16 protein-coding genes and 1 pseudogene are annotated in these 15,034 nt (G+C 68.6%); 10 read left to right on the top strand and 7 right to left on the bottom strand.

Annotated features, from left to right (window positions below; all coding sequences use genetic code 11):
- Positions 1-635, top strand: a pseudogene (locus tag VFL64_RS16185) (hypothetical protein); the annotation flags it as partial.
- Here the strand turns inward: VFL64_RS16185 and VFL64_RS16180 are convergent.
- Positions 632-913 carry a SemiSWEET transporter gene (locus tag VFL64_RS16180; RefSeq protein WP_489541408.1) on the bottom strand — a complete coding sequence of 94 codons (282 nt, stop codon included), beginning with the start codon at positions 911-913 and terminating at the stop codon, positions 632-634. The pseudogene VFL64_RS16185 and the gene VFL64_RS16180 overlap by 4 nt on opposite strands.
- A 4-nt stretch (positions 914-917) precedes the next feature.
- Entirely contained in the window at positions 918-2,489 is a 1,572-nt protein-coding gene (dacB, locus tag VFL64_RS16175) for a D-alanyl-D-alanine carboxypeptidase/D-alanyl-D-alanine endopeptidase (protein WP_489541407.1), read from the bottom strand.
- Between the two features lie 43 nt (positions 2,490-2,532).
- Between dacB and tsaB the strand changes: the two genes are divergently transcribed.
- From tsaB to VFL64_RS16155, 4 genes are all read left to right on the top strand, one after another.
- On the top strand, positions 2,533-3,246 hold the full coding sequence (tsaB, locus tag VFL64_RS16170) for a tRNA (adenosine(37)-N6)-threonylcarbamoyltransferase complex dimerization subunit type 1 TsaB (RefSeq protein WP_489541406.1): 714 nt from the start codon (positions 2,533-2,535) through the stop codon (positions 3,244-3,246).
- A complete protein-coding gene (gene rimI, locus VFL64_RS16165) occupies positions 3,243-3,749 on the top strand; it encodes a ribosomal protein S18-alanine N-acetyltransferase (RefSeq protein ID WP_489541405.1) in 507 nt (168 codons plus the stop codon). The genes tsaB and rimI overlap by 4 nt, the downstream gene beginning before the upstream one ends.
- The gene (locus tag VFL64_RS16160; protein ID WP_489541404.1) at positions 3,736-4,527 is read left to right on the top strand and encodes a uracil-DNA glycosylase; all 792 of its coding nucleotides are present in this window, start codon (positions 3,736-3,738) and stop codon (positions 4,525-4,527) included. The genes rimI and VFL64_RS16160 overlap by 14 nt, the downstream gene beginning before the upstream one ends.
- A 70-nt stretch (positions 4,528-4,597) precedes the next feature.
- The gene (locus VFL64_RS16155; protein WP_489541403.1) at positions 4,598-7,003 is read left to right on the top strand and encodes an EAL domain-containing protein; all 2,406 of its coding nucleotides are present in this window, start codon (positions 4,598-4,600) and stop codon (positions 7,001-7,003) included.
- A gap of 15 nt (positions 7,004-7,018) precedes the next feature.
- On the opposite strand, the gene glmU is transcribed toward VFL64_RS16155, so the two are convergent.
- Positions 7,019-8,392: a bifunctional UDP-N-acetylglucosamine diphosphorylase/glucosamine-1-phosphate N-acetyltransferase GlmU gene (glmU, locus tag VFL64_RS16150; protein WP_489541402.1), complete on the bottom strand. Its 1,374-nt coding sequence runs from the start codon at positions 8,390-8,392 to the stop codon at positions 7,019-7,021.
- A 46-nt stretch (positions 8,393-8,438) separates the two neighbouring features.
- Between glmU and VFL64_RS16145 the strand changes: the two genes are divergently transcribed.
- Positions 8,439-9,272, top strand: coding sequence for a DUF6279 family lipoprotein (locus VFL64_RS16145; protein WP_489541401.1), 834 nt, complete (start codon positions 8,439-8,441; stop codon positions 9,270-9,272).
- Between the two features lie 78 nt (positions 9,273-9,350).
- Here the strand turns inward: VFL64_RS16145 and VFL64_RS16140 are convergent, their stop codons facing one another.
- From VFL64_RS16140 to VFL64_RS16125, 4 genes are read right to left on the bottom strand one after another with little or no spacing between them, the layout of a single operon-like run.
- Positions 9,351-9,980: a DUF4136 domain-containing protein gene (locus VFL64_RS16140; RefSeq protein WP_489541400.1), complete on the bottom strand. Its 630-nt coding sequence runs from the start codon at positions 9,978-9,980 to the stop codon at positions 9,351-9,353.
- 22 nt (positions 9,981-10,002) lie between these two features.
- The gene (gene ttcA / locus VFL64_RS16135; RefSeq protein ID WP_489541399.1) at positions 10,003-10,926 is read right to left on the bottom strand and encodes a tRNA 2-thiocytidine(32) synthetase TtcA; all 924 of its coding nucleotides are present in this window, start codon (positions 10,924-10,926) and stop codon (positions 10,003-10,005) included.
- Positions 10,926-11,321, bottom strand: coding sequence for a dihydroneopterin aldolase (locus tag VFL64_RS16130; protein WP_489541398.1), 396 nt, complete (start codon positions 11,319-11,321; stop codon positions 10,926-10,928). Before VFL64_RS16130 ends, ttcA begins: the two co-directional genes overlap by 1 nt.
- Before the next feature lies 1 nt (position 11,322).
- Positions 11,323-12,102, bottom strand: a complete 780-nt coding sequence (locus VFL64_RS16125) for an SDR family oxidoreductase (RefSeq protein WP_489541397.1) — start codon at positions 12,100-12,102, stop codon at positions 11,323-11,325.
- A gap of 18 nt (positions 12,103-12,120) precedes the next feature.
- Between VFL64_RS16125 and VFL64_RS16120 the strand changes: the two genes are divergently transcribed.
- The 4 genes from VFL64_RS16120 to VFL64_RS16105 all read left to right on the top strand — a co-directional run.
- Positions 12,121-13,230: a class I SAM-dependent methyltransferase gene (locus tag VFL64_RS16120; RefSeq protein ID WP_489541396.1), complete on the top strand. Its 1,110-nt coding sequence runs from the start codon at positions 12,121-12,123 to the stop codon at positions 13,228-13,230.
- A gap of 16 nt (positions 13,231-13,246) precedes the next feature.
- The gene (locus VFL64_RS16115; RefSeq protein ID WP_489541395.1) at positions 13,247-13,444 is read left to right on the top strand and encodes a DUF2905 domain-containing protein; all 198 of its coding nucleotides are present in this window, start codon (positions 13,247-13,249) and stop codon (positions 13,442-13,444) included.
- A 115-nt stretch (positions 13,445-13,559) separates the two neighbouring features.
- Complete coding sequence (locus VFL64_RS16110; RefSeq protein WP_489541394.1) at positions 13,560-14,576, top strand: hypothetical protein; 1,017 nt, start codon at positions 13,560-13,562, stop codon at positions 14,574-14,576.
- A gap of 178 nt (positions 14,577-14,754) precedes the next feature.
- Positions 14,755-15,034: DUF1428 domain-containing protein (locus VFL64_RS16105; RefSeq protein WP_489541393.1), on the top strand; the 280-nt coding region annotated here is incomplete at its 3' end.

The following is a 15,034-nucleotide window of genomic DNA, read 5'->3' as shown; positions in this document are numbered from 1 at the left end:
ACATTGCCGGCCAGGTCGATCAGTTTCTCAGCCAGAACGGGCCGTTCAACAGCAAGGATCTGATTGCCGTGATGGTCGGTTTGCATGACGTGCAAGCCCAGTACAACCGGCTCCAGAACGAACCCGGTGTGAGCCGTGATGTGCTGATCGCCGGTGTGCAGCAGGCCGGCAACGAGCTGGGTGCGCAGGTCGTGCGCCTGACCAACCTGGGCGCGAAGGTGGTGGTGTCCACCATCTACAGCCTGAGTCTGTCGCCATTTGCCACCGGCGAGGAACTGGCCCACCCGGGCGACGGCCGCGCCACGCTCCTGGATCAGCTCACCACGGAGTACAACAAGGCCTTGCGCCTGAAGCTCAACGAGGTGGCTGATGGTGGCCATTCCGTGGGCCTGATCCAGTCCGACGAACTGGTGTTGTCGATGGTGCGCTACCCGCCCAACTACGTGCTCAACAACGTGACGGAGGCGGCTTGCAACGTGGCGTTGCCCGACTGCAACCAGACCACCCTGGTGCCGCTCGCCATCGACAGCTATGGCGCCTATTGGCTGTGGGCCGACGACACGCGCTTGGGTGCTGCTGGCCAGAGCCGTGTGGCGGGTCTGGCCGTGAACCGCGTGCGAACCAACCCGTTCTAGCCCGCACGGCGCTGCCGCGCTTCGATCACGAGCTTCATCACCAGGATGCTCGTTGCCAGCGCCACGGTGATGGCATTGGCGATGGTCACGGGCCAGGATCCCAGCACCAGCCCATAGGCCAGCCACAGCGCCACGCCCAGCGTGAAGGCGCTGTACATGCCCAGCGAGATGCCGCTCACGTCCCGCGTCGTGAAGGTGTGCCAGGCTTGCAGCGCAAACGAGCCGGTGGTGAGCGAGGCGGCGGCGTAGCCCAGCCAGTCGGTGAAGAGGGTGTTCATTCGGTCAGTTCGCAGCAGAAGCAGGTGCCGACGCCGGCAGGGCCTGTGAGGCGGGTGGTTCGCTGGGCGGCGGCGTGGGGGGCGTATCGGGCAGCACGACCGGCACCACCGTCGAGCTGGAGGCGGGCCCGTTCAGTGGCACGGGTTCGAGCGCGGGGGCCATGTCGCCCGCCGTCCACTGGATCAGCGCTTCGAGTGCCGGGCGCGCCGCGTTGGCATTGGGGTGGTTGATGACCGCCACCAGCACGTAGCGCCGTCCGCCGAAACTCAGCACGTAGCCGGCGACGCCCACCACGTCGCGCAGCGAGCCGGTCTTCAGGTGCGCGCGCCCCATGGCGGCGTTGCGCGCGCGGCGCAGCGTGCCGTCGATGCCGGTCACCGGCAGCGAACTCATCAGCTCCGGCATGGCCGGGCCGGCATACGCCGCTTGCAGCAGCCGGGCCAGCAGCTGTGCCGTGATGCGCGTGTCGCGCGAGAGGCCCGAGCCGTTGTCGATCAGCAGGCCGCGGTTGCTCTCGCCCAGGCGGTCGGCCAGCCACTGGCGCACCACCTCGCGCGCTTGTTCGGGGGTGCCGCTGCCGCGCTGCGTGAGGCCCAGCGTGAGGAAGAGCTGCTGCGCCATCACGTTGTTGCTGAACTTGTTGATGTCGCGGATCACCTCCGCCAGCGGTGGCGAGCTCAGCTCGAAGTTCGGCGGATCGGTGGGCGCCACGCCGTCGCGCACCCGCCCGGTGAGCCGGCCGCCCATCTCGCGCCACAGGCCGGCCAGCGCGCGCGCGTTGTAGCTGCGCGGGTCGGCATAGGCCAGCGGCCACTGGCGCTCGGCGCAGTTGGCGCTGTAGCTGCCGGTGAAGTGGATGCGCAGCGGGTCGATGAAGTCGGGCTTGAGCGCACCGCGCCAGTCGTCGCACGGGCCGTTGCTGAGCGGCACGCTGAGGTCGACGCGCACGCCCGCCAGCGGCGGCTCGCTGGAGACGATGGCGATGCCGCGCGACACGTCGGGTGTGAAGGTGAGCAGCACCGACTTGTAGTTCAGCAGCAGCGCGTCGGGCCCGGCGTTCGACGGCCGGTAGGGCTCGTTGTCGAACTCGGCCGGGTTGTGCGGCAAGAGGGGGAAGGCGCTGCGGTCGAGCACGATGTCGCCGCGGATCTCGCGCACCCCCAGCTGCTGCACGCGGCGCAGCGCCAGCCACAGGCGCTCCTGCACGAGCTTGGGGTCGCCGCTGCCCTTGATCACCAGGTTGCCGTCGAGCACGCCATTGAGTGCGGTGCCCTGCAGCCACACCGGCGTGGTCCAGCTCCAGGCCGGGCCGAGCAGGTCGAGTGCCACGGTGGTGGTCACGAGCTTCATCAGCGAGGCCGGGTTGACCAGCACCTGCGGCTGCCAGGCCAGGCGCGGCGTGCTCGCCCCCACCTCCTGGGCCACCACCACCATGGCCTCGCGCGGCACGTTGGCGCGCTGCAGGGCGGCTTCGACCTCGGGCGGCAGGGGGCCGGCCTGGGCGGGTGTCGCCGACACGATCGCACCCAGGGCGAGGGCGTGCACGAGGGCACGTGAAACGCGGAAGAGAGGCATGCGGGAATGATCGCACGCACCCCCGCCCGGTAGACTCTGGCCCATGGCCCAGCTGCTGGCATTCGACACCTCCACCGAAGCGATGAGCATCGCCCTGCACAGTGCGCAGGGCCTGCTGGCGCGCGACTCGGCGGGCGGTGCGCAGGCGTCGGCGCGGCTCATTCCCGAGTTGCTCGCCTTGCTGGCCGAGGCCGGCTGCTCGCTGGCCGAACTCGATGCCATCGCCTTCGGCTGCGGGCCCGGTGCCTTCACCGGCCTGCGCACGGCCTGCTCGGTGGCCCAGGGCCTGGCCTTCGGTGCGGGGAAGCCGGTGGTGCCGGTCGACAGCCTGATGCTGGTGGCGCAGGATGCACGCAACCAGGCCGGGGTGGACGAGCTCTGGGTGGCGATGGACGCGCGCATGGACGAGATCTACGCCGCGGCCTACCGCTGGCAGGGCACGCGCTGGTCGGTGCTGTCGGTGCCGGCGCTGTACGCGGTGGACGCGCTCCATGCGCACTGGCTGGCCGAGTCGCCTGCGGTTGTTGCCGGCTCAGCGCTCGACGCCTTCGGCGACAGGCTGCGCACCGGTCGCGCGCAGCGGATCTCGCAAGCCGGTTCGCGCGCTCGGGCCCTGGCCGAAGTCGCGCAGCAGCTCTGGTCTGCCGGTGTGCGCGTGGACGCAGCCCATGCCCTGCCGGTGTATCTGCGCGACAAGGTGGCGCAGACCACGCAGGAGCGCGAGGCCATCCGCCTTGCCAAGGAGGCTGCGGCATGAGCGCGGTATTGCGCGACGAACGCCTGCTGCTGCCCATGACCACGCAGCAGCTCGATGCCGTGCTCGAGATCGAGCTGCAGGCCTATCCCTTCCCCTGGACGCGCGGCAACTTCATCGACTCGCTGGCTGCCGGCTACCCCGCCCAGGTGCTGTACGGTGCCCAGGGCGAGCTGCTCGGCTACTTCATCGCGATGGAGGGCGTGGACGAGTTGCACCTGCTCAACATCACCGTGGCCCCGGCTGCGCAAGGGCAGGGCCATGCGCGCTTCCTGCTCGACGAGTTGTGCGCGCTCGGCCGCAGCAAGCGTGCTCATCAGATCTGGCTCGAGGTGCGCGAGAGCAATGTCCGTGCGCGTGCCATCTATGAACACTGTGGCTTTGTCCACATCGGCCTGCGCCGTGGCTACTACCCGGCTGCGCGCAGCACGCACGCCAGCGGCCGCGAAGATGCGGTCGTGATGAGCCTGGCCCTCACACCTGGAGCGCCGCATGGGCTGGAGTGAGCGCCAGATCGCCATGCTGGGCGAGATGGGCATCCGCGTCTGGAGTTCTCCCGATGTGGCCGAGCCGCCATCCGCACCTGCCGAGGTGGTACAGGCCAGCGCACCGGTCGCCGCAGCGCCGGCCATGCGCCAGGCGGTGTCGCCCCCACAAGCCCAACCTGGTTCGCGCCCGCTCGGCATCGAGACCATGGGCTGGCCCGCGCTGCGCGAGGCGGTGGCCGGCTGCACCGCCTGCACGCTGTGCAGCAGCCGCCGGCAGACGGTGTTCGGCGTCGGCAACGAGCGTGCCCACTGGATGATCGTCGGCGAAGCGCCCGGCGAGCAGGAAGACCGCGAGGGCGAGCCCTTCGTCGGCAAGTCGGGCCAGTTGCTCGACAACATGCTGCGTGCCGTGGGTCTGACGCGCGGCGAGGCGGCATCCGAGTCGCAGGTCTACATCGCCAACACCCTCAAGTGCCGCCCGCCCGGCAACCGCAACCCCGAGCCGGCCGAGCTGGCGCAATGCGAGCCCTTCCTCATCCGCCAGATCGCGCTGGTGCAGCCGCGCATCATCCTGGCCATGGGCCGATTCGCGGTGCAAAGCCTGCTGCGCAGCACCGAGCCCATCGGTCGCCTGCGTGGCCGCGTGCACCAGTACCAGGGCGTGCCGCTGATCGTCACCTACCACCCGGCCTACCTGCTGCGCAACCCGGAAGACAAGGCTCGCTCCTGGGATGACCTCTGCCTGGCGCGCGAAGTGCTCGCCCAGTCGCAACAAACGCAACAATCGCCAGGCTGAGCTGCCAGCGGGGTACGCAGGGGCACGGCTATCATGGCCGCTCACCTGTGAGCGTGAGCCTTCCGCCTCCATGACCCAGCACCCCCCGCCCCGCGCCAGCGACCTGCCCGATGCAGACACCTTGCCTTGCATGCTGGTGTGGCTGTCGCCCGAAGGGGAACTGCTGCGCAGCAACCGCGCCTTCACCGAGTTCAGCCGCCTCTCGCACACCACCGACGCCGGCCTGGCCCTGCCGGCGGTGCTGAGCGGTGAGTCGGCCGCGGCGCTCACGGCGGCATTGGCCGGCCGCACCGACTTCACGCTCAACCTGCGCATGCCGCGCTCGCGCAGCTCGACCTGGGCCGACGCCTGGCTCGATTGCAGTGCGCGCTGGCTGCCCGAGCAGAACGCCTACCTCTGTGCGCTGAACGACGTGACCGCCACCCGGCTGGCCGAACTCTCGGCCCGGGCCCGCGCCGACCAGTTCCAGCTGCTGGCCGACAACGTTCCGGTGCTGATCTCCTACTTCGAGGCGGGCACCTTCCGCTGCCTGTTCGCCAACAAGCTCTACGCGCACACCTTCGGCTTCGACGAGAACTCGGTGATCGGGCGCACCTTCGCCGAGATCATCGGCAGGGAGGCCGCCGAGGTCATCCAGCCCTACGTCGACTACCTGATGACCGAGCGCAAGGCCACCTCGTACGAGCGTGAGCTGCGCAGCCCCGACGGCAAGCGGCACTGGCTGGAAGTCAACCTCATTCCGCACCTCGGCGCCGATGGCTCGCTGGTTGCGGCCTTCGTGCTCATCACCGACATCACCAAGCACCGCCTGGCGGAGCAGTCGGTGCGCGAGTCGGAAGAGCGCCTGGCCAAGTTCATGCAGGCCAGCGTGGAAGGCATCCTGTTCCACAAGGCCGGCTACCTGACCGACGCCAACGAACCGCTGTGTGAGCTCATCGGCTACTCGCTCGACGAGCTGATCGGCCGCCACGTGTTCGACTTCGTGCCCTCCGACCAAACGGCCAAGGTGGCCGCGGTGATGGAGGCCGGCGAAGAGAGCACCTACGAGAGCGTCATCCTGCACAAGGACGGGCACCGCGTGCCCATCGAGTACATCGTGCGCACCATCGTCCGCCACGGCGAGCGCATGCGCATGAGCATCATCCGCGACATCCGCGACCGCCATGCCGCGCAGGCGCACATCCGGCACATGGCGCACAACGACGCGCTGACGGGGCTGCCCAACCGCCTGAGCCTGATGGAGCACCTGGGCCACATGATCGCCGCCGCGCGCCGCAACGACTCGCAGGTGGCGCTGCTGTTCATCGACCTCGATCACTTCAAGCGCGTCAACGACTCGCTCGGCCACCTGGTGGGCGACACGCTGCTGCAGACGCTCGCGCGCCGCATCACCGAGAGCCTGCGCGCCACCGACATCGTGGCCCGCTTCGGCGGCGACGAGTTCATCGTGCTGCTGCCGCGCACGCTGCAGCGCATGGACGTGGAAGAGGTGGCGCAGAAGCTGCTGGCCGCCATCGAGGTGCCAGTCAACGTCGACGGCCGGTTGATCTCCGTCACGCCTTCGATCGGCATCTCGATGTTCCCGCACGATGGCGAGACCGCCGACGACCTCATCAAGAACGCCGACACCGCCATGTACCTGGCCAAGTCGCGTGGTCGCGCCAACTTCCAGTTCTTCACCTCCGAGATGGCGAGTTCGGCCTACGCCGCGCTGGTGCTCGAGAGCCAGATGGCGCAGGCCCTCGCGCGCGGCGAGTTCGTGCTGCACTTCCAGCCGCAGCTGCGCTCGCGCGATGGCGTGCTGGTCGGTGCCGAGGCGCTGATCCGCTGGAACCACCCCGAGCGCGGGCTGCTGCAGCCCGATGCCTTCATCCCGTTGGCCGAGCAGCAGCGCCTGATGCTGCCCATCGGGCAATGGGTGCTGCGCGAGGCTGCACGTGCTGCACGCGCGCTGCACGCCGCGGGCCTGGTGGGTGTGCCGGTGGCCGTCAACCTCTCGACGGTGCAGTTCCAGACCAGTGGCTTCACTGCCCTCATCGAGCAGCTGCTGGCCGAGGAAGGCGTGTCCGGCGATCTGCTCGAGTTCGAACTCACCGAACGCATGCTCATGGACGACCTGCCCGAGGTGAAGCGCAAGCTGCGCGAGCTCAAGGACCTGGGCATCCGCATCTCGGTCGACGACTTCGGCACCGGCTACTCTTCGCTGGCGCACCTCAAGGAGCTGCCCATCGACAAGATGAAGATCGACCGTTCCTTCGTGCTCGGCCTGCCGGGAGAGAGCGATTCGGCGGCGATCGCCCGCGCCATCGTGCAAATGGCGCGCGGCCTGGGGCTGTCGGTGATTGCCGAGGGCGTCGAGACCGAGGCCCAGCGCGGCTTCCTCACGCGGCTCGATTGCGACGAGCTGCAGGGCCTCTTGATCAGCCCGCCGCTGCCGCTGGCCGAGTTCCAGGCCTGGGCATCGACGAAGCGCTGAACTCGGCGCGGCGCGTCACTTCTTCTTCTGCGGCCGCTGCCAGCCGGCGATCGTCACCTGCTTGCCGCGCGCCACGGCCAGGTCGCCGGCCGCCACGTTCTTGGTGACGGTGGAGCCGCCGCCGATGGTGGCCCCGTCGCCCAGCGTGACCGGCGCGACCAGCACACAGTTGCTGCCCACGTGCACGTCGTTGCCGATCACCGTGCGGTGCTTGTTGGCACCGTCGTAGTTGGCGGTGATGCTGCCGGCGCCGTAGTTCACGCGCTCGCCCACGGTCGCGTCGCCCAGGTAGGCGAGGTGGTTGGCCTTGGCGCCATCGGCCAGCGTGGAGTTCTTCACTTCGACGAAGTTGCCGATGTGCACTTCGGCACCCAGCACCGCACCGGGACGCAGGCGAGCGAAGGGACCGATCAGCGAGCCGGCCCCGACCGTCACGCCTTCCTTGCCGCCGTCGATGTGCGTCATCGGGTGGATCACCACGCCATCGGCGATGCGCGCATTGCGGATCACGCAGTGCGCGCCGATGCGCACCTCGTTGCCGAGAGTGACCTGGCCTTCGAAGATGCAGCCGATGTCGATCTCGACGTCGCTGCCGCACTGCAACTCGCCGCGCACGTCGAAGCGCGCCGGGTCGGCCAGGCGCACGCCGGCTTCCATGTGGGCCTCGGCCAGTCGCCGCTGGTAGCGCCGCTCCAGGTCGGCCAGCTGCAGCGGGCTGTTGACGCCCAGCACCTCGGTCTCGCTCTTTGGTTGCGCGGCCACCACCGGCGTGCCTTCGGCCACCGCCATCGCGACCACGTCGGTCAGGTAGTACTCGCCCTGGGCGTTGTCGTTCTTGAGCTTCGCCAGCCAGCGCTTCAGCGCGGCGGTGGGCACGGCCATCATGCCGGTGTAGACCTCGCGGATCGCGCGTTGCGCGGGCGAGGCGTCCTTGTGCTCGACGATGGCCTGCACCGCCTCACCCTGGCGCACGATGCGCCCGTAGCCGCTCGGGTCGGCCAGTTCGATGGTCAGCAGCGCGAGCTTCGTGCCGCCGCAGGCCTCGACGAGGGCGCGGGCGGTGTCGGCGCCGATCAGCGGCACGTCGCCGTTCAGGATCAGCGTGGTGCCTTCGGCATGCAGCGCGGGCACGGCCTGCTGCACCGCGTGGCCGGTGCCGAGCTGCGGCATCTGGCGCACGAACTGCAGGTGCGGCGCCTTCACGGCGGCTTCGACCTGCTCTGCGCCGTGGCCGGTGATGGTGATGATGCGCTCGGCCCCGAGCGAGGTGGCGGTCTGCAGCACATGCTGCAATAAACTGCGCCCGGCCAGCGTATGCAGAACCTTGGGCAGGCTGGATTTCATGCGGGTGCCCTTGCCCGCGGCCATGATCACGATGTCGAGCGCCATGCAACGTCCTTTTTGGAAGTCACTGATTATCGGTGGGCTGCTCGCCATGGCCACCCTGCTTTGCGGGTGTGGGGCGGTGCGCTTTGCCTATGGACAAGGGCCCGAACTGGGTTACTGGTGGCTCGACGGCTACGCCGACTTCAACGAGTTGCAGACACCCAAGGCGCGCGAGGCGCTCGATGGCTGGTTCCGCTGGCACCGCGCCACCCAGTTGCCCGACTACGCGCAGTTCCTGGTGCGCCTGCAGGTGCAGGCGACCGAGCCCATCACGCCGGCGCAGGTGTGCCGCTGGTACGACGAGGCCTGGAGCCGCATCGATCCCATGCTCGACCGAGCGTTGCCCGCGGCGGTGGAGACGGTGCAAAGCCTCACGCTGCAGCAGATCGCGCACATCGAGCGCAAGTACGCCAAGGTCAACGCCGAGTTTCGCAACGACTACCTGCAAGCCGACCCGCAGGAGCGGCGCGACAAGTCGCTGGAGCGGGCCGTTGACCGGGCCGAGACCTTCTACGGCCGCCTCGACGATGCGCAGGTCGAGATGCTCAGGCGCAGCATCGCTGCGTCGCCCTTCGACCCCCAGCTCTGGCTGGAGGAGCGCATGCTGCGCCAGCAGGACGCGCTGCGCACGCTGCGCCGCCTCGTCACCGAGCGCGCCCCGGCCGACCAGACCCTGGCGGCCCTGCGCATGCTGGTGCAGCACGTGCAGCGCTCCCCGCGCGAGGTCTACCTCAACTACCAGGCGCGCCTGATGCAATACAACTGCAACGTCACGGCGCAGCTGCACAACAGCACCAGCCGCGAGCAGCGGCTCGCCGCGGTGAAGAAGCTCAAATCGTGGGAAGACGACGCGCGCGCGCTGGCCGCCGACGCAGCGAAGTAGAGACCGAGAAAGCGCCGGGCCGCCCCAAGCTTTCTCGCTCCCCTCGGGGGGCGGACGCCGCAGGCGGCCTTGGGGCCGTCATTCAGGTAGTTGGATGCTGATGCGGCGTGGGTTGGCGCCGCTGGACGGGAAGTCCTTCATCGCCGCCATGAACATCGCGGCCATCAGGCGGTCGCTGCCGGAGTTCAGGCCATCGCTGGCCGCGCGGGCCTCATAGAGCGGCTGGTTGCTCTGGCGGTCGCGCAGCAGCACCGCCACCTCGCGGTCGTAGCGTGGGCTGTCGTACATCATCGGGTAGGCCGGCCCCCAGGACCACGGCCCCCAGAACCCCGGCCCCCAGTAGGGCCGCGCCACGCGTGGGTAGGGGTAGTAGAAGCCCCCGCGCCACCACAGCGGGTCGTAGTAATAGGGGTAGGGGTCGGTGCGCGAGATGCGCAAGCCCAGCAGCACCGTGACGTCGGCCTGCTTGGGGTCACCCGCCTCCTGGAAACCGGCCGAATAGAGGGCGGTGCGGGCGATCGACTCCAGCTGCTCCTGTTCCTGCGGGCGCACCTGCTGGGAGGGCAGCCGCTCGAAGGCGAAGGTGCCCGGCTTGCGGCCTTCGGGCCACTGGCTGAAGGTCGAGACCTCGCTGTCGACGGTGTTGAGTGCCGCGCAACCGGACAGGGTTGCCGCCAAGCCCAGCACCACCGCAGACAGCCAGCGCATCGTTCGAACTCCTAGCCTTTCTTCAGCGCTGCAGCTTGATCACCGCAGCATCCGCCGTGGCCGCCGGTGGGGCGCAGCCTTCATCGTCATCGAAGGCGATGTCGCCGCCCGCCTCGGGCACGCCGGTGGTTTTGAGCGTGGTGAAGGGGTAGAGGTTCCGGTCCATCATGTGCGAGGGCACGATGTTGCCCATGGCCGTGAACAGGTTGTCGATGCGGCCGGGGAAGCGCTTGTCCCAGTCGCGCAGCATGGCCTTGATCTGCACGCGTTGCAGGTTGTCCTGGCTGCCGCACAGCGTGCAAGGGATGATGGGGAACGCGCGGTGCTCGGCCCAGCGTTCGAGGTCGGTCTCGGCCACGTAGGCCAGCGGGCGGATCACGATGTTCTTGCCGTCGTCGCTCACCAGCTTGGGCGGCATGCCTTTCATGCGTGAGCCGAAGAACATGTTCATGAAGAGCGTCTGGATCATGTCGTCGCGGTGGTGGCCGAGCGCGACCTTGGTGCAGCCCAGTTCACCCGCCACGCGGTAGAGGATGCCGCGGCGCAGCCGCGAGCACAGGCTGCACATGGTCTTGCCCTCGGGGATGAGGCGCTTGACGATGGAGTAGGTGTCCTGGTTCTCGATGTGGAAGGGCACGCCGCGTGCCTTCAGGTACTCGGGCAGCACGTGGTCGGGGAAGCCGGGCTGCTTCTGGTCGAGGTTGACGGCGACCAGCTCGAAGCGGATGGGCGCGCGCTGCTGCAGGTTGAGCAGGATGTCGAGCAGCGCGTAGCTGTCTTTCCCGCCCGAGACGCAGACCATCACCTTGTCGCCGTCTTCGATCATGTTGAAGTCGGCAATCGCCTGGCCCACCTGGCGGTGCAGCCGCTTGCTCAGCTTGTTGATCTCGAAGGCCGCTTTCGCTTCGGTCTTGTTTGCTTCGTCTTTTTCCAGTACCGCACTCATCACAGTTCCTTGATTCCAAACACTTCACAGCCGACCGCGTCGCAGTCGGGGTACACATCGGGCTTCTCGGTCGAGACCCGCGCGGCCTTCACCCTTGGGTGGGCCAGCATCAGCGCCAGCACGTCGTCGCACAACGTCTCCTGCAGGTGCACGTGGCCCTGCTTGATGCGCACGCCGATGCTGCGGCGCATGAAGTCGTAGTCGACCACTTCGTCTAGCTCGTCGTTCTTGGGCGTGGACACCGCCAGCGGGATGTACAGGTCGACGTTGATCAGCACGCGTTGCTCGCCGCGCTTCTCGAAGTCGTGCACGCCGATGTTGATCCACACCTCGTAGTTGCGCAAGAAGAGACGGCGGCAGTCGCGCAGGTCCTGGTGTCCGAGCAGGCTTTGCATGTCAGGCTTTCTTGTCGGGGTTGGCGATGAACATCACATCGCGGTTCTGAGCCTGCAGATGCTGCCCGCCATCCACCAGCAGCGTGCTGCCGGTGATCGCCGGTGATTCGATCAGGAAGCGCACCGCATGGGCCACATCGGCCGGCGTGGACGAGCGCTGCAGGGGCGTGAGCTGGTGGGCTTGCTCGAACTCGGCGCCGCTCATCGCCCCCGACACCAGCGTCACGCCCGGCGCCACGCCGCACACCCGCAGCGTCGGCGCCAGCGCCTGCGCCAGCATCACCGTGGCGGCCTGCAGCGCGGCCTTGGAGAGCGTGTACGAGAAGTAGTCGGGGTTGAGGTTGTAGAGCTTCTGGTCGAGCAGGTTGACGACGCAGCCTTGCCGCTCGGTGCCCGCGAGGTGCGCATGCAGGGCCTGTGCGAGCAGCACCGCCGGGGCGGTGTTGGCGCGCCAGTGTGTCTCCATTGCCGCCACGCTGAAGCGCTGTGCATCGTCGTACTCGAAGGTAGAGGCGCTGTTGACCACCGCATCGAGCCGGCCGAAGCGCGCCAGCACGGCGGGCACCAGAGCGCGGCAGGCGGCTTCGTCTGACAGGTCGGCCGCGAAGCTCGCCGCCTGGGCGCCGCCCGTGCGGGCCAGCGCCACGGTGGCTTCGGCCTCGTCGCGCGACTGGCGATAGTGCACGGCCACATCGAAGCCATGCGCGGCCAGGTCGAGCGCAATCACACGGCCCAGGCGGCGGGCCGCGCCGGTGACAAGGGCGACAGGGCGCGCTGACATGCTTCCTACAATGCGCAGATGGTTTCCAACGAGTCCGCCAGTGTATCGGGCGCCCTGTCCAGCCTGGTCCGGCGGGCCATCGCCCGCCAGGGCGGCTGGATGCCCTTCGACCGCTTCATGGCCCTGGCCTTGTACGCGCCCGGCCTGGGCTACTACGCCAACGACAGCCGCAAGTTCGGCCTGATGCCGGGCTCGGGCAGCGACTTCGTCACCGCGCCGGAACTCTCTCCCTTGTTCGGCCGCGCCCTCGCACGGCAGGTCGCTCAGGCCTTGCAGGCCTGCGGCAGCGGCGAGGTGTGGGAGTTCGGCGCCGGCTCCGGCGCACTGGCCGAGCAGCTGCTGGAGGCGCTCGGCCCGACCGTCACCCGCTACACCATCGTCGACCTCTCCGGCAGTCTGCGCGAGCGGCAGCGCGAGCGCCTGGCACGTTTCGGCGCCACGGTGCAGTGGGCCGACAGCCTGCCCGAGCAGTTCGGCGGCGTGGTGGTGGGCAACGAGGTGCTCGACGCCATGCCGGTGCAGTTGCTGTACTTCGACGGCTCGCAGTGGTTCGAGCGCGGTGTGGTTGCACCGGGGGCGAGCTTCGCCTGGGAAGACCGGCCCACGGCGCTGCGCCCGCCCTTCGAAGGCCCCTTCGTGCCGGGCACCGTCACCGAGATCCACCACCAGGCCGAGGCCTTCATCGCCACGCTGGCCGACCGCCTGCAGCGCGGCGCAGCCTTCTTCATTGACTACGGCTTCCCCGAGGCCGAGTACTACCACCCGCAGCGCAGCGGCGGCACACTGATGTGCCACCGCGCGCACCTGGCCGACACCGACCCGCTGGTGGATCTGGGGCTCAAGGACATCACCGCCCACGTCAACTTCACCGGCATTGCGCTGGCCGCGCAGAACGCCGGCCTGGAGGTGCTGGGCTACACCTCGCAGGCGCGCTTCCTGCTGAACTGCGGGCTGATGGAGCTGCTGCAGGGCGCCGACCTGCCCACCGTGGCCCATGCGCAGAAGCTCCTCAACGAGCACGAGATGGGTGAACTCTTCAAGGTGATCGGCCTGGCCCGCGGTTGCGGCGAAGCCTTCGCGGCCCAGGTGCTGGGCTTCGCCGAAGGCGACCGGACGCACCGGCTGTGAACGCAGGAGTCACGCCATGGGCCTGAGATGGTTGCTGGTCATCTTCATTGCGCTGCTGCTGTTCAGCTTTCTGCACAAGTGGCTGGAGAAGATCGGCCTGGGCCGCCTGCCGGGCGACCTGCGCTTCAAGCTGTTCGGCCGCGAGTTCTTCATCCCCTTTGCCAGCAGCGTGCTGCTGAGCCTGGTGGCGATGGGCATATCCAAGCTGCTGTGACAGCGGGGAGGGAAGAGATGGCCCGCCGCGCCGCGGGCCATGGCTCCTTCGGGCGATGTTGGACCGGGCCGGGCTGAAGACACTGCTCTCCATCGCTGGTATTGGAGAGATTCCCATGAAGAAACCCCTGTTCGTGGCCGCCTTGGCGGCCTTGCTCGGTTGGGTGGTCGAAGCCCCCGCCGCACCCGCCACCGCCCCGCAGCCCATCTCGGTGGGCGCCCTGTTCAACCGCATTCCGGAGCTGCCGGCCACCGCCGAAGAGGCGGCCACCTGGGTCGACAAGACCGGCCGGCTGGTCCACCCCGGCCTGCTGGCGCTGAATGCCGACATCCAAGCCCACCAGCGCTTCATCGAGCAAATCCAGCGCGAGCTGGGCGAGCGGCACATGGCCCAGTCCAACGTCGTGATGGAGAACATGAACAAGGGCATGGCCGACATCGGCATCGACATGGCGCGCATGCAGAGCGACCCGGCCTACGCCCAGCAGGTGCAGGAGCGCATGAAGAAGATGTCGCCTCAGGAGCTGATGGCGATGTCGCAGAAGATGAACCAGCCGCTCAACCAAGACAAGCGTTACCAGAACCAGGCCAAGGCCATGGCAGAAGACCCGCCTGCCGTGCGCGCCGCCGCCGAGACGGGCGAGGCCTACGTCCAGGCGCAGCTAACGCGCATGAACGCCCAGCAGGCCCTCTGGCGCGACACCGAGGCCGCCGTGGCCAAAGTGCTGAAGACGCCGCTGAAGGCCGCTGCGCCCAAGCCCGCGATGGAGTGGGACAACATCGGCTGCGACGCCGGCTGCCGCGCCGCGTGGGACACCTACGCGAGCCAGATGCTGCCGTTGATGGTGGCGCGCGACACCGAGGTGCTGCGCATCCGCCGCGCCGCCGTGCAACGCCAGCGCGCCTCGGTCGCCGACGGCATCAAGACCGCCGACCAGCACCTGCTGGCCACGCAGTACGGGGCGCTGTCGCAAAGCCAGGTCAACCAGGGCCGCCTGGTGAGCTACGACGGTGCGGCCCTGGGCGAACTGCAGTCGCTGATCAACCACATCACCGACAGCGCGCGCAGCGCGGCCGTCGTGGTGCACTGTGGCAAGCAGATCGTGCTGGTGCCGGGCGCGGTGTGCCGCTGAAGCGTCAGGCCTTGGCCAGCAGGGAGTGGCCGACGACCTCGTGTACGAACTCGCCGAAGGTCGGCGGGTGCAGGGCCGTCTCCTGGCCGCACTCTGTCGATCTCAAGCCTCGCCGTTCGTCGTGCAAGACGGTGCCCTGGTGCGCCGACACCTTCCCGCCACTTCGAAAGGAAACGCCATGAACTATGTCGATGGATTCGTCGTCCCGGTCGTCACCCAGCAACGCGAGAGCTACCAACGGCTGGCCACTGCGGCGGCCGCCGTGTTCAAGGAGCAGGGTGCGCTGCGCGTGGTCGAGTGCTGGGGCGACGACGTGCCCGAGGGCAAGCTCACCTCCTTTCCGCTGGCCGTGCAGCGCAAGCCCGAGGAGACGGTGGTCTTCTCGTGGATCGTCTGGCCTTCCAAGGCGGTGCGCGATGTGGGCATGGCCAAGGCCATGGACGACCCCCGCCTGAAAG

This window comes from Rhizobacter sp. (assembly GCF_035702065.1).
In the GTDB taxonomy this organism is placed as follows: domain Bacteria; phylum Pseudomonadota; class Gammaproteobacteria; order Burkholderiales; family Burkholderiaceae_C; genus Rhizobacter.
The sequence above is the reverse complement of the archived record's forward strand: the minus strand, read 5'-3'. Positions and strand labels throughout refer to the sequence as shown.

Excerpts from the sequence above, each read along its gene's own strand:
- VFL64_RS16180 (WP_489541408.1), bottom strand. The coding sequence starts at position 913 with ATGAACACCCTCTTCACCGACTGGCTGGGCTACGCCGCCGCCTCGCTC.
- dacB (WP_489541407.1), bottom strand. The coding sequence starts at position 2,489 with ATGCCTCTCTTCCGCGTTTCACGTGCCCTCGTGCACGCCCTCGCCCTG.
- tsaB (WP_489541406.1), top strand. The coding sequence starts at position 2,533 with ATGGCCCAGCTGCTGGCATTCGACACCTCCACCGAAGCGATGAGCATC.
- rimI (WP_489541405.1), top strand. The coding sequence starts at position 3,243 with ATGAGCGCGGTATTGCGCGACGAACGCCTGCTGCTGCCCATGACCACG.
- VFL64_RS16160 (WP_489541404.1), top strand. The coding sequence starts at position 3,736 with ATGGGCTGGAGTGAGCGCCAGATCGCCATGCTGGGCGAGATGGGCATC.
- VFL64_RS16155 (WP_489541403.1), top strand. The coding sequence starts at position 4,598 with ATGACCCAGCACCCCCCGCCCCGCGCCAGCGACCTGCCCGATGCAGAC.
- glmU (WP_489541402.1), bottom strand. The coding sequence starts at position 8,392 with ATGGCGCTCGACATCGTGATCATGGCCGCGGGCAAGGGCACCCGCATG.
- VFL64_RS16145 (WP_489541401.1), top strand. The coding sequence starts at position 8,439 with ATGGCCACCCTGCTTTGCGGGTGTGGGGCGGTGCGCTTTGCCTATGGA.
- VFL64_RS16140 (WP_489541400.1), bottom strand. The coding sequence starts at position 9,980 with ATGCGCTGGCTGTCTGCGGTGGTGCTGGGCTTGGCGGCAACCCTGTCC.
- ttcA (WP_489541399.1), bottom strand. The coding sequence starts at position 10,926 with ATGAGTGCGGTACTGGAAAAAGACGAAGCAAACAAGACCGAAGCGAAA.
- VFL64_RS16130 (WP_489541398.1), bottom strand. The coding sequence starts at position 11,321 with ATGCAAAGCCTGCTCGGACACCAGGACCTGCGCGACTGCCGCCGTCTC.
- VFL64_RS16125 (WP_489541397.1), bottom strand. The coding sequence starts at position 12,102 with ATGTCAGCGCGCCCTGTCGCCCTTGTCACCGGCGCGGCCCGCCGCCTG.
- VFL64_RS16120 (WP_489541396.1), top strand. The coding sequence starts at position 12,121 with ATGGTTTCCAACGAGTCCGCCAGTGTATCGGGCGCCCTGTCCAGCCTG.
- VFL64_RS16115 (WP_489541395.1), top strand. The coding sequence starts at position 13,247 with ATGGGCCTGAGATGGTTGCTGGTCATCTTCATTGCGCTGCTGCTGTTC.
- VFL64_RS16110 (WP_489541394.1), top strand. The coding sequence starts at position 13,560 with ATGAAGAAACCCCTGTTCGTGGCCGCCTTGGCGGCCTTGCTCGGTTGG.